This window comes from Hymenobacter sp. BT188 (genome assembly GCF_014333585.1).
Classification (GTDB): Bacteria; Bacteroidota; Bacteroidia; order Cytophagales; family Hymenobacteraceae; genus Hymenobacter.
In genome coordinates this window covers 392,701-404,727 of sequence record NZ_JACSCW010000001.1, presented here as the reverse complement: position 1 = coordinate 404,727, position 12,027 = coordinate 392,701, and the positions used below count along the sequence as shown (strand labels likewise).

The 12,027-nt window shown below is 51.9% G+C and carries 13 protein-coding genes; 8 read left to right on the top strand and 5 right to left on the bottom strand.

Annotated elements, in window-relative coordinates:
- Positions 1–32 precede the first annotated feature (32 nt).
- Positions 33–596: a hypothetical protein gene (locus tag H8B13_RS01675; protein WP_187309091.1), complete on the bottom strand. Its 564-nt coding sequence runs from the start codon at positions 594–596 to the stop codon at positions 33–35.
- Between the two features lie 24 nt (positions 597–620).
- A complete protein-coding gene (locus H8B13_RS01670) occupies positions 621–1,418 on the bottom strand; it encodes a M48 family metallopeptidase (protein WP_187309090.1) in 798 nt (265 codons plus the stop codon).
- Between the two features lie 305 nt (positions 1,419–1,723).
- Between H8B13_RS01670 and H8B13_RS01665 the strand changes: the two genes are divergently transcribed.
- The 7 genes from H8B13_RS01665 (at position 1,724) to H8B13_RS01635 (ending at position 9,058) form a co-directional block, all read left to right on the top strand.
- The gene (locus H8B13_RS01665; RefSeq protein WP_187309089.1) at positions 1,724–2,338 is read left to right on the top strand and encodes a fumarylacetoacetate hydrolase family protein; all 615 of its coding nucleotides are present in this window, start codon (positions 1,724–1,726) and stop codon (positions 2,336–2,338) included.
- Positions 2,339–2,351: 13 nt separating this feature from the next.
- A complete protein-coding gene (locus H8B13_RS01660) occupies positions 2,352–4,376 on the top strand; it encodes a M23 family metallopeptidase (RefSeq protein WP_187309088.1) in 2,025 nt (674 codons plus the stop codon).
- 156 nt (positions 4,377–4,532) lie between these two features.
- Positions 4,533–5,093: a lipocalin family protein gene (locus tag H8B13_RS01655; RefSeq protein WP_187309087.1), complete on the top strand. Its 561-nt coding sequence runs from the start codon at positions 4,533–4,535 to the stop codon at positions 5,091–5,093.
- Positions 5,094–5,105: 12 nt separating this feature from the next.
- The gene (gene bcp / locus H8B13_RS01650) at positions 5,106–5,558 is read left to right on the top strand and encodes a thioredoxin-dependent thiol peroxidase (RefSeq protein WP_187309086.1); all 453 of its coding nucleotides are present in this window, start codon (positions 5,106–5,108) and stop codon (positions 5,556–5,558) included.
- A gap of 46 nt (positions 5,559–5,604) precedes the next feature.
- Positions 5,605–6,504: a transketolase gene (locus tag H8B13_RS01645; RefSeq protein WP_187309085.1), complete on the top strand. Its 900-nt coding sequence runs from the start codon at positions 5,605–5,607 to the stop codon at positions 6,502–6,504.
- Between the two features lie 144 nt (positions 6,505–6,648).
- Positions 6,649–8,049: a vWA domain-containing protein gene (locus H8B13_RS01640; protein WP_187309084.1), complete on the top strand. Its 1,401-nt coding sequence runs from the start codon at positions 6,649–6,651 to the stop codon at positions 8,047–8,049.
- 52 nt (positions 8,050–8,101) lie between these two features.
- On the top strand, positions 8,102–9,058 hold the full coding sequence (locus H8B13_RS01635; protein WP_187309083.1) for a transketolase family protein: 957 nt from the start codon (positions 8,102–8,104) through the stop codon (positions 9,056–9,058).
- A gap of 117 nt (positions 9,059–9,175) precedes the next feature.
- Here H8B13_RS01635 and H8B13_RS01630 read toward each other — a convergent pair whose 3' ends face one another.
- On the bottom strand, positions 9,176–9,472 hold the full coding sequence (locus tag H8B13_RS01630) for an HPF/RaiA family ribosome-associated protein (protein ID WP_187309082.1): 297 nt from the start codon (positions 9,470–9,472) through the stop codon (positions 9,176–9,178).
- A gap of 16 nt (positions 9,473–9,488) precedes the next feature.
- On the opposite strand from H8B13_RS01630, the gene H8B13_RS01625 reads away from it, so the two are divergent.
- Positions 9,489–10,364 carry a DUF481 domain-containing protein gene (locus H8B13_RS01625; RefSeq protein ID WP_187309081.1) on the top strand — a complete coding sequence of 292 codons (876 nt, stop codon included), beginning with the start codon at positions 9,489–9,491 and terminating at the stop codon, positions 10,362–10,364.
- Between the two features lie 297 nt (positions 10,365–10,661).
- Here H8B13_RS01625 and H8B13_RS01620 read toward each other — a convergent pair whose 3' ends face one another.
- Together H8B13_RS01620 and H8B13_RS01615 are read right to left on the bottom strand one after the other, a co-directional pair.
- Positions 10,662–11,411: a CPBP family intramembrane glutamic endopeptidase gene (locus H8B13_RS01620; RefSeq protein WP_187309080.1), complete on the bottom strand. Its 750-nt coding sequence runs from the start codon at positions 11,409–11,411 to the stop codon at positions 10,662–10,664.
- 257 nt (positions 11,412–11,668) lie between these two features.
- Positions 11,669–11,986 carry a tyrosine-type recombinase/integrase gene (locus H8B13_RS01615; RefSeq protein ID WP_187309539.1) on the bottom strand — a complete coding sequence of 106 codons (318 nt, stop codon included), beginning with the start codon at positions 11,984–11,986 and terminating at the stop codon, positions 11,669–11,671.
- Positions 11,987–12,027: the final 41 nt, after the last annotated feature.

Sequence of the window (12,027 nt, the reverse complement as noted above, 5' to 3'; positions counted from 1 at the left end):
GAGAGTGAGGCGAATTATCCACTTGCGGCTCATTAGCGAGGGAAGAAATTGTTGTTGCTTTCTACTTCCAAGTCGCAGCGGCTGCCGCCGGTGTTTTCTTCGCACTCGGTGCCGGTAATACGGTTTTTCTCGAAAGAGAAATAGCAGAACGTACACCCCACGCTCGTTACGATATAACGCTCGGCATTGGAGCGCAGGTATAAGCTATTGTCGGTAGAGGTTTCCAACGGAATCGCCATGGCGCGATACATGCCATTGCGCAGTCCCATGCCTACCAGGTAATAAATAGCCTTATCTTTAGGGCTGCCCTGCACCTTACGAATACTGGTTTTATCAACAACGGTCCCGTCGTTAAACTGCCGGATGAAGGCTGTTGCGAGTTGAGCGCGGGGCACCACATACTCTACTTGGCCTTCAATTACCCGCCCTACCAGCTTGCTGCTTACTTCTAACTGCCGCCGCTCCAGATCAGTGCCGTCCGCAGCATTTACCTCCGGAATGCCGCGCTTACTGGTTTCACAGGCCGCCAGCGCGGTCAGCAACACTATGAGCAAGGGCAATATGCGACGCACTAAGGATTGGGGGGCAAATTTCATTGGATATAGGCAGTAGCAGTAGGCTTAGCGCGCTTTGTAATACTTACGTGCCTCTGGCAGAAGGCTTTGAATATCGTTGATGCGCGTTTCGTTGGAGGGGTGCGTAGAGAGGAACTCGGGTGGCGATGCTCCGTTACTCCGGGCAGCCATGCGCTGCCAGAAACCAACAGCTCCATCGGGGTTGTAGCCCGCCATAGCCATAAATATAAGGCCCAATCGATCAGCTTCCGATTCCTGGTTGCGGCCGTATCGTAGCATTCCCAGTTGAGAGCCTACGCCAAAGGCTTGCAGCGCTACTTGCTGAGTAGTGGCGGAGTTGGTTGAAAGTGCAGCCCCCAAGGCCTGACCACCAAGCTGCTGCACCAAACCCTGGCTCATGCGCTCGCTGCCATGCTTGGCCACGGCGTGCGCTATTTCGTGGGCCATTACCACGGCAAGGCCATTTTCGTCCTGGGTAATAGGGAGTATACCGGTATAAACGGCGGTTTTGCCCCCCGGCATTGCCCAGGCATTCTGCTGCTTGTCATCCTGAATAAGATTGAACTCCCAAGCATAGCCAGCCAGCTGATCCTGAGCATTTTGCTGCCGAAAATACGTTTCAACGGCCTGCTGAATGCGCTGCCCTACACGCCGTACCATGGCCGTCTGGGTGGAATTAGTCGAAAGCTTGCTTTGGCCGATTACTTCGCGGTATTGCTGAGCAGCCAGGGTATTTATCTCAGCGTCAGACACCAGGCTAAGCTGGCGACGACCCGTAATTGGGACCGTAGAGCAGCCTACTGCCACGAATAGGCAGCTGGCTACAAGAAACTTTTTAAACATGACAGAGAGATTACTTTGGAATAAAATGTCACTTAACTACCATAGCATATAGCATTTATAAGGCCAAACTGCCTTACTGCCCAGCTTAGATAGCTATTGTCTATACGACAGCGCTGGGGGTAAATGTTTACTGCTTACCATTTGGCCATAGCACCTACAAAGGCGAAAGAGGCCTTATTTATTTCCTACCCCACAGAAATAGCCCTAATTTTGGCTGCACACGCTTGCGGCGTTGGGGGCTATATACCTTACGTGCGAATCCCCAGCTGACAGGCTAAGCTGAAGTCACTAAGCATCATACAGAAATGAAAATACTCTGCATCGGCCGTAATTATGCCGAACACATAGCTGAGCTTAAGAACGAAACGCCCGACGAGCCCGTCATCTTTGCCAAGCCCGATACGGCTTTATTACAGCGAAATCAGCCCTTTTTCTACCCCGATTTCTCGCAGGATATTCACCACGAAATCGAGTTGGTGATGCGTATCTGCAAAAATGGCAAGAACATAGAGCCGCAGTTTGCCACCAACTACTTCGATGCCATTGGTTTGGGTATCGATTTCACGGCCCGCGATTTACAAAGCAAAGCTAAAGCGAAGGGCTTGCCGTGGGAGTTGGCGAAGGGCTTTGATGGCTCGGCGCCCCTTTCTACCACATTTAAGCCCGTGGCAGAGTTTGCTGATTTGGCCAACATCAACTTCCGGTTGGAAGTGAATGGTGAGGTTCGGCAGCAGGGCAACTCCGGAATGATGCTGCACAATTTTGCGGCTCAGATTGCCTACATATCCCGCTTCATCACGTTAAAAATGGGGGATTTGATTTTCACCGGTACGCCCAGCGGTGTAGGCCCTGTGCATATCGGCGACCGGCTGGAAGGGTATATTGAGAACGAAAAGCTGTTGGATGTTGCTGTTAAGTAAAGGGTTGAAAATTGTGCAGTACCAAGTTCGAGGCATTAGTAAAATAGTAAAGTTGGGTGGGTTCGGCGTGGTAGTTGGTTCGGTAGCCCTTACGGCTATGAGTCTGCGGCCCGCGCCATTTAACGGGACCGTTGCGCCGCGCCCCACTTCCCAGGCGGCACCCGAAACCAAGCCCAGCCGACATATCACGCCCATAAACAGCGTGCCGGCCGGCTATTTTATGTTTCCCATTAAGCCCGGCAAACCCAACTTCTTGACGGGTAGCATGGGGGAGATTCGCGCTAACCACTTTCACGGTGGACTCGACATCAAAACAGATGGGCGAGTTGATTTGCCCGTATACGCCTCCGCCGATGGCTACGTGTCGCGGCTGAAGCAGTCAGCCTTTGGCTACGGCAATGTGCTGTATATCACCCACCCCAATGGGATGACAACGGTATATGGCCATCTCAACCGCTTTGAGGGTCCGGTGGCCGACTTTCTGCGCCAGCAGCAATACGCCAAGCAGACCTTTGAGTTAGAGCTGTTTCCGACAAAAGACCAGTTTGTCGTGAAGCGCGGCGACATTGTAGCCATGTCAGGTAACACGGGTGGCTCAGGCGGCCCGCACTTGCACTGGGAAGTGCGCGACGCGGAAGACCGGCAGCTTAACCCGCTACGCTTTGGAGGGTTTGCGGAGATTCAGGACCATGTGGCGCCTACCCTACAGGCATTTGCCGTAGAGCCGCTCAGCATTGACGCCCGCGTACAAGGGCGCTTTGACAAAGCCGTTTTTACGCCAAAAAAGCCTCCCACGCCCGGCGCGCCCTACGCCTATCCTGATACTATTGCGGCTTTCGGTATGGTTGGTTTGCTGGTGCAGGGCTTCGACCGATTTGATATAGCTACCAACCGCAACGGTCTTCAACGAGTGGAAGTGCGCGTAAATGGGCAACCGCATTATCGTCATATTATTGATGCTGTTCCCTTCAGCGACTCCCGGCAGATATCGCAGCACATTGACTATCAATGGCAACAAACCAACGGCCGCACCCTGGAGAAGCTATTCGTAGACGATGGCAACACACTGCCCATATATAACACGAACGCTACCAAAGGAAAACTTCGGGTAGAAGAGGGCTTACTATATACAGTTGAAGTGCGCCTGAGCGACTCTTATGGCAATACCACGCCCTTCACTTTTGTACTGCGCGGCCAGAAGCCGGTTTACTACAAAACGCGCAATGCTGCTGTGCGCAAGCCGGCTCTGCGATATGATATAAATCGCAACATTCTTAAAGTAGTGGCCACCGATCCGGATACCAGCCGACAGGGGGCAAATATTACGCTGATGCGCGGAAACCGCCGCCTGGAGGTGGTGCCAAGCTACACGGTGCAAAGCGAAAATGTGTACCTCTACGATCTGCGCGCTGGCCTGCCCGATTCCATTCGCTTTGGGCAGTTGACCAAAGCCTTTGAGCCCAAAGCCCCCATCCCGGCCGCCACTGAGCAGTCGTTCGCCAACAGTTTTCAGAATCTGGTCTTTTCTCCTCTTACACTGTTTGACACTTTGTATCTGCAAAACGGCTACAAGGACGGACTCTGGACGATTCATAATGCGCGCACGCCTTTGTTTAAGCCGCTACAAGCCACTCTGAAGCCGCCCGTAGCCGTAGTCGACAAGACCCGGTCGGCGGTTTACATGATCAATTATAAAGGTGCCCGCATCTATCAGGGGGGCAAATGGGAAGGCGAACAGATCACGTTTCCTGTAAAGACCTTCGGCTCCTTCCGCATCCTGACCGACACGCTGGCGCCCACGGCGCGGCTGGTGCGCAAGTCGCCGTCAGGCCTCACTTTTATAGTAGGCGATAATCTTTCGGGGCTTAGCAGCTACCGTTTACTGGTGAACGGGCAGTGGCGTATGCTGCGCTACGAGTACAAAAACGCTACCTTATTCACCGATCCGCAGGATAAAACAGTGCCGCTTGCCGGCGAAGCAGAACTCCGCTTAACCGACCAGGCCGGCAACGAGAAAATTTTGCAGTTTAAGATTTAAGCGTGAGCTGGGGGCAAAAGGCGGTCATGTAGAGCGGTAGCAAAGCATCTCGCTTGCTGATGCGAGGTTAGTAATCCTGTTAAACACGCGAGATGCTTCGCGCTGCTCTGCATGACAGAAGTTTTTAACAAAGCATCATTTACCAAACACCAACCTATGAAAACTCGCCGTCCTGTTCTTTTCGCCGCTGCCGCCACTGTTACCGTAGCGGCGGTGGGCCTAGTGTACTCACGAAATCGTCGTCATGCGCCGCTGGCCGTAGCCGAGCACGTTGACTTGGGCCGCTATATGGGCGTTTGGTATGAAATTGCCCGTCTTCCTACTCGCTTCGAGAAAGGTTGCCAGCACGTAACAGCCGAGTATTCGTTGCGGCCTGATGGGAAAGTAGCCGTGATAAACAGTTGTCGCAAAAACAGCCCCACGGGTCCGTTGGAAATAGCGCGTGGTGTAGCTCGTGTTGTTGATTCTAAGACCAACGCCAAACTAAAAGTTAGCTTTTTCTGGCCTTTTGAGGGCGATTACTGGATTCTGGACCTCGACCCCGAATACCAGTACGCGCTGGTAGGTGAGCCCGGCCGCGAAAACCTGTGGCTGTTTAGCCGCACCCCCCAATTGGCTCAGCCCGTGCGCGAGCAGCTCATTGCCGTGGCGCAATCTGCTGGCTTTCCGGTGGAAAAGCTCATCTTCACGCCCCAACCTGCTGCCAATTTACCCTAACATTTGCCCCCCATGTCCCTTCAGCCCGGCGAACCCGCCCCCGATTTCGAAGCTCTCGACCAAAACGGCAACCTCATCCGCCTGCAGGATCTGCGCGGCCAGAAAGTAGCCCTTTACTTTTATCCAAAAGATGACACCTCAGGCTGCACAGCTCAGGCCTGCAATCTGCGCGACAACCAGAACGAGTTGCGCGCTGCTGGCATAAAAATATTGGGCGTAAGCATCGACGGAGAGAAGTCGCACCAGAAGTTCGCCACCAAATTCGACTTACCCTTTTCGCTACTGGTAGATGAGGATAAGAAGATAGTGGAAGCCTACGGCGTATGGCAGGAAAAATCGATGTACGGCCGTAAGTACATGGGCACCATGCGCTATACCTTTCTGATTGATGAGCAGGGCAACATTGAAAAGGTGATTACGAAAGTTGACACCAAAAATCACGCGGCTCAACTGCTTGGCGCTTAATCTCACCGCTTATCTTCGCTCCCAACCTCCTACTAAGAACTACTATATGTCGCAGTCAAGCTCAGCCAACGTACAGACCGAAACCCCGCCCGTTCAGCAAGAAAGAAGCATTGCGGAGCTAAAACAGATTGCCTCACAGGTACGCCGCGACATTGTACGCATGGTTCATGCCGTGAACTCAGGCCACCCCGGCGGCTCCCTGGGCTGCACCGATCTGCTGGTGGCCCTGTACTTCCGCATCATGAAGCACAACCCCGACTTCTCGATGGAAGGCCACAATGAGGATTTGTTTTTTCTGTCGAACGGTCACATTTCCCCGGTATTTTACTCGGTATTGGCGCGTTCGGGCTATTTCCCGGTGAGCGAGCTGGCCACATTCCGCAAGCTGAATTCGCGCTTGCAGGGTCATCCCGCCACGGAGGAAGGCTTGCCGGGCGTGCGCATAGCTTCGGGTTCGTTGGGCCAAGGGCTGAGTGTAGCCGTTGGGGCTGCCCAAGCCAAGAAACTTAACAAAGACGACCGCACGGTGTATGTGCTCATGGGCGACGGCGAGTTGAACGAAGGCCAAGTGTGGGAGGCTGCCCTGTACGCTCCGCACCGCCAGGTAGATAATCTGATTGCCATCGTGGACCGCAACGGCCAGCAAATCGACGGCTCCACCAAGGAGATTATGAATCTGGGCAGCTTACGTGCTAAGTTCGAAGCCTTTGGGTGGCGCGTGCTCGAGACCGACGGCAACGACCTCGAAAAGCTCATTGCTTCGCTGGAAGAAGCACGCCAACTGCTCGGTCAGGGACAGCCTGTTATGGTGCTGATGGACACGCAGATGGGCGCCGGTGTTGACTTCATGATGGGCTCGCACAAGTGGCACGGCGTAGCCCCGAACGATGAGCAACTGGAGAAGGCCTTGCAGCAACTTTTGGTAGAAGAAGCCTCGGATTACTAAAGCCGAGTCGCAGACTTGGCTTTATAACTTTGAACGTATGCAAAGCGAAGCATCTCGCATGCTGATGAGAGGTTAGTAACCCCACTAAACACGCCAGATGCTGCGCTTTGCTCTGCATGACGTTCAAATTATCTGCCGTATGCTATGAGCCGACTTGGGTGCCTGCGCGGAATACTACTGGGGGGCATTTTGCTACTCACGACTCCGGTGTGCGCCCAGAATTTGCCCCCCACGAAGCCCCGCACTACCCGCATCCTGTTTTTGCTCGATGCTTCGGGTAGCATGGGGGCCGTGTGGGAAGGTCGGCCACGTATGGAAGTAGCCAAGAGTTTGCTGGCCAAGATGGTCGATTCGCTTAACACATACCCAAATCTGGAATTGGGATTGCGCGTGTATGGCCATCAGTACGGTCGGGAGGAAAATAACTGTCAGGACTCGCGTCTGGAAGTAGCTTTTGCAGCTAAGAATGCGAAGCCCATCAAGGCTAAATTACAGACGCTTCAACCTCGGGGGAATACGCCCATCACGTATTCGCTGCTGCAATCGGCCAACGACTTTCCGGCCGATAAAACAGCTCGCAACGTGCTCATTCTCATCACCGACGGTCTTGAGTCCTGCCAGGGTGACCCGTGCGCCACGTCGTTGGCGTTGCAGCGTAAGCATATCTTTTTAAAGCCCTTTGTAATTGGCATTGGGGCCGAAAAAGAGTTTGGCAAACAGCTCGAATGTTTGGGGCAGTATTACAACGCGGCGGATGTCAAGACTTTCCGCTCGGTGCTCGATAACGTCATTACCCAGACCCTGCAAAAAACCACTGTCCGGGTAAACCTCACCGACGCCGACGGCAAGCCAGTGGAAAGCAACGTGAACATGACCTTTGTGAACAGCGCCACCGGTCAGCCCGAATACAACTACGTGCATTACCGCGACGCCAAAGGCCAGCCCGACGTTCTCGACATTGACGCGCTCCAGTCCTACGACCTCATTATCAATACGGTGCCCCCAGTGCGGCAGGCCGACTTAAAAATCAAGCCCGGCCAAGCCAACTTACTGACGTATAAGACCCCACAAGGAACACTCCGCTTGCAGGGCCCCAATATGACGCCTAACCCCTACGGCACGGTTCAAGCGGTGGTGCGGGCGCAGGGCGAGGCGGCCACGGTAGTGGCGCTGCCATTTGGGAGTAGGCAGAAGTTACTGGGGGGCAATTATGAGGTAGAGTTACTTACGCTGCCGCGCATTATCCGCCGCGTCACGATCAAGCAAGGACAGGAAACCATGGTAACATATCCGGCGCCCGGCACGCTGAATATTGTCACCGATCTGGCAGGCTACGGCAGCATCTATCAACTCAACGACGACGAATCACAAACCTGGATTTATAACCTCCCCGAAACCTCCAGCAAAATCAACCTGACGATGCAGCCGGGCGCCTACCGCCTGGTGTTTCGCACCAAAAATTCCACGGGTAGTCAGTTTACGGACGTGCGCAATTTCACCATCCGCAGCGGACAGACGACTTCGGTGAGTATGTTTGGGAAATGATATGCTTGAAGAATAACCAGAACGAGCAACTCCAACATTTTACATCTCCTTCATGAAAGAATTCCCCTACTCCGAATCCAAAGACACGCGCTCAGGCTTCGGTGCCGGCCTGCACGAACTGGGCAAAACCAATGAAAACGTAGTAGCTCTCTGCGCCGACCTCACGGGCTCGCTCAAAATGGATGCGTTCAAGAAAGACTTTCCCGAGCGCTTCTTCCAGGTAGGTATTGCGGAGGCCAACATGATGAGCATGGCGGCCGGCATGACCATAGGGGGCAAAATTCCCTTTACCGGCACTTTCGCCAACTTCAGCACCGGCCGGGTGTACGACCAGATCCGGCAGAGCATTGCCTACTCCGGTAAGAACGTGAAGATCTGCGCTTCCCACGCTGGCGTTACGCTGGGGGAAGACGGTGCCACCCACCAGATTCTGGAAGACCTGGGCATGATGCGCATGCTGCCCCACATGACCGTTATTAACCCCTGCGACTTCAACCAGACCAAGGCTGCTACCATCGCCATTGCCGAGCATGAAGGCCCCGTGTACCTGCGCTTTGGCCGGCCTGTGGTGCCCAACTTTACCCCCGCCGATCAGCAATTCGAAATTGGCAAAGCCGTAATGCTCAATGAAGGTGCCGATGTGAGCATTTTTGCCACCGGCCACCTGGTGTGGAAAGCCATTCTGGCGGGTAAGCTGCTGGCCGAAAAAGGCATTGATGCCGAAATCATCAACATTCACACCATCAAGCCTTTAGATGCGGCTGCTATTCTCCAGTCGGCGCGCAAAACGCGGTGCGTAGTGTCGGCAGAGGAGCATCAGATGAACGGCGGCCTCGGCGACAGCATCGCCCAGCTGCTCGCTCGTGAAGAGCCGCTACCTCTGGAGATGGTGGCCGTCAACGACTCTTTCGGCGAGAGCGGCACCCCCGATCAGCTCATGGAGAAATATGGCCTGATGGAAAACGACATCGTGGCAGCGGTAGAACGAGTAATGGCTCGTAAGAAGTAGTGCGTGTTTTTTTAAGTTAAAAAGCCCCCCAGATATTCTCTGGGGGGCTTTTTTTAAGCAGAGTATAGCAAGTAGCGAAGCACAGCAGTTGCTTACTATTTATACCTTCGCTATTCGTTAGTCAACAAACTGCCGCTTCAGCTTCTCGCTGGCATCACGTAGGCTAGCGGGCCAGGAAGCACCGGCACCTTCCGCAAACAGATCTTTGCCCGGAATACCGAGGCGCCACCGTACGGTCTTGTTGTTTTCGGGGTTTGTGCCTTCCTCACGCAAGTACACGTCGGCGGCTACAATGTCCTGGCGGAAGCGCATTACGCGGCGCAGCTCGCTTTCTACCTGATCCACCAAGGCGGGGCTTTCAGAGAAGCCCACCATCTGTAAATCTACTTTGATGTTATCGATATTGTATTGCATAGAACAAACGGTAAGAATGGAAAAAATGCCCCCCGGTATTGCTGAGCGCATGCGGGGGGCATTTTTCAATACGGGAACCAAGCCGCGCGGTTATCAACGACCGCCGAGTGTCCTAACGGAATACTTGCTCAAAATCCGGAATCGAAGCCTGTCGGGCCACAGTATCCTGGGAGTAGTCATGTGTCTTGCTTTGCTGCTGGCGCGCCCTACCCTCGCCCAGGATTTGCCCCCCGACACGACTTTAATCGTGTATACTGGCCAGTTGACGGGCGCTTACAGCGCTGGAGGCGTAAATCGCACCCTGCTATCCACGGCCCACACCGCCACTTTTACCCGCGGCGAACATATCGGCTTGCCCTTAAGCGGCAGCTTTATTTATGGTAAGCAGGATCGTCTGCTCAAAGAGCGCGAGTTGCTCCTGAATGCTACGCCTTATTACCGCCTCAACCGTTTTCGCTTCTATGGTATCGGTGGCTTCGAGCGCAGCAATCTGCGCGGCATCGACCACCGAGTTCAGTTAGGAGCCGGGCCGGGCTGGGCCTTTTACTTCGATTCGCTGGGGCGCGAAATATCAGTCAGCAATCTGATCATCCGTGAGTCGACCAACTTCCAGAATGGCACTGAGCGCGTAACTGCCCGCAATTCTGCCCGACTGAAGGTGGCTTACTCGCGCAGCATCATTACGCTGAGTGCCCTCACGTACTATCAGCCTTCCCTCAGAAACTTTGATGATTATCGCTTCAGCAATTTAACTACGCTTGCTCTGAAGCTTACGCGCCGCCTGGCTGTAAATTTCACCTACAACTACACCCACGAAAGCCGGGTAATTGAGGGCCGATTTAATGACAATACGAATATTACGGTAGGGATTTCTTACGCAACAAATAGATAACTAAAATACAGTAAACGTATAGCAACACAACTTAACTAATTTATATCAACAAAATAAGCTGGCGTTAATTAAACCCTAAATAAAATAGTTTGCCTCTTAATAAATTTTTACAAAAGTAAATTAAATAAACAGCGCTCACATTAATAATTAAAACGTATTTATTTGATTTATTTGATTATAACACAACACTTTTGGGCTTTACGAAGGCGGGAAAGTCGAATAACAAATGTTCAATTCAGCACTTCCATCCTCATTTTGCCATACCCTTGTTATGCACTGTCAAATTTGTCATTGAAGTTAAAATATTTGTTCTCCGCTTATCATTGCTACGTGTGCAAATATGTGACCTATGAATGCTGCTTCAAGTCCCTTTTTCCAATATAACCAGCCAAAAAATAGGCCAGCGATTGAATTTCCAACTAGTATATAAGTCAACAAAGATATTGTTGGGTTTTGCACGGCATTAAATATGACTGGAAAATGTCCAATGGCAAATAGAACACTTGCTAAAATAATACCTATCCAGTAAGTTGAATTATTTAATTTTTTGCTCAACTTAAAAATTATCCAGACAACTAATGTCATAAATCCAAAACGCATTAGAATTTCTTCCGTCAATCCCCCATAGGCAAATCTTGCAAGTGTAGTTACTTTAATTTTATTTCCAACCTCAATAAGTTCTTGCGGAATAGAAGATTTAAAAATAAGTCCAATAATTGTAGTTAAAATACCTGCCACCAAACCAAATAAAACACCAAATTTTATTTGGCTCATAAACTTTTTCTTAGCGTCTTCAATTTTCAGTATTGAAGAAATTGTTGGAACGGTAAGTCCAACCTTGTCATATAGCACCGTGCCAACCACGACGGCAATTAACAGTAGAATCGTCGGATTGAGTAGCACTAAAAATTTGAGAGTTTGTGGTGATATTTTATCTAATACTTCCTTTGGAAAGTTTTCAAGAGGTATAGTCACAGTTAGCATTGTAAATACACCAAGTAATCCTATTATAAAAAGTGCCAGCCCTAATTTTAACTTTTTATTCATTTTATAATTTGTTTATGATTGTTGTGTCTTCCCTTTGGTTGCACCTAACATTTAGATACCTGCTACTGGCGGGCTGCGTGAATAGCAGGTATTTCTTTCAGTATGCAAGTAAGTAGCGGGTAGCATACCATACAAGCATGCTACCCGCAATCGGGGCACCACAGGCCTAGGCTATCAAGTAGAGTGGCGGAGCGGCTTCGTTAAGCCACATGGGTGTAAATTTCGGTTGTTTTAATACTGCTGTGACCCAGTAAGTCCTAAATAAGGCGAATATCAATGTCAGCCTCCAGTAAATGGGTGGCATAAGAATGGCGCAGCATGTGCAGCGTAACCGGCCGCCGAATACTGGCACGGGCCGCGGCTTGTTTCACTACTTGTTGTAGGCTACGGTCACTGTAGGGCTCCCCATGCTGCATTCCCTCAAACAAAAATAAATGGGGCGGGCGAAACTGCCGGAACTGTTCACGCAGTAGGTGCAACAGGCTTTCCGGCAATGGTAAGCTGCGGTCTTTCTTTCCTTTGCCGCCGCGCTCGTACTGCGCTATGCGCTTCGAGTCGGTGTCGAAATCAAGCAGTGGGCGTAAGCCGGACCGTAGTTGGTGCGCTACGGCCGCTC

What these genes read in the sequence shown, in the direction of transcription:
- H8B13_RS01675 (WP_187309091.1), bottom strand. Translation starts at nt 596, where the DNA reads ATGAAATTTGCCCCCCAATCCTTAGTGCGTCGCATATTGCCCTTGCTC.
- H8B13_RS01670 (WP_187309090.1), bottom strand. Translation starts at nt 1,418, where the DNA reads ATGTTTAAAAAGTTTCTTGTAGCCAGCTGCCTATTCGTGGCAGTAGGC.
- H8B13_RS01665 (WP_187309089.1), top strand. Translation starts at nt 1,724, where the DNA reads ATGAAAATACTCTGCATCGGCCGTAATTATGCCGAACACATAGCTGAG.
- H8B13_RS01655 (WP_187309087.1), top strand. Translation starts at nt 4,533, where the DNA reads ATGAAAACTCGCCGTCCTGTTCTTTTCGCCGCTGCCGCCACTGTTACC.
- bcp (WP_187309086.1), top strand. Translation starts at nt 5,106, where the DNA reads ATGTCCCTTCAGCCCGGCGAACCCGCCCCCGATTTCGAAGCTCTCGAC.
- H8B13_RS01645 (WP_187309085.1), top strand. Translation starts at nt 5,605, where the DNA reads ATGTCGCAGTCAAGCTCAGCCAACGTACAGACCGAAACCCCGCCCGTT.
- H8B13_RS01640 (WP_187309084.1), top strand. Translation starts at nt 6,649, where the DNA reads ATGAGCCGACTTGGGTGCCTGCGCGGAATACTACTGGGGGGCATTTTG.
- H8B13_RS01635 (WP_187309083.1), top strand. Translation starts at nt 8,102, where the DNA reads ATGAAAGAATTCCCCTACTCCGAATCCAAAGACACGCGCTCAGGCTTC.
- H8B13_RS01630 (WP_187309082.1), bottom strand. Translation starts at nt 9,472, where the DNA reads ATGCAATACAATATCGATAACATCAAAGTAGATTTACAGATGGTGGGC.
- H8B13_RS01625 (WP_187309081.1), top strand. Translation starts at nt 9,489, where the DNA reads ATGGAAAAAATGCCCCCCGGTATTGCTGAGCGCATGCGGGGGGCATTT.
- H8B13_RS01620 (WP_187309080.1), bottom strand. Translation starts at nt 11,411, where the DNA reads ATGAATAAAAAGTTAAAATTAGGGCTGGCACTTTTTATAATAGGATTA.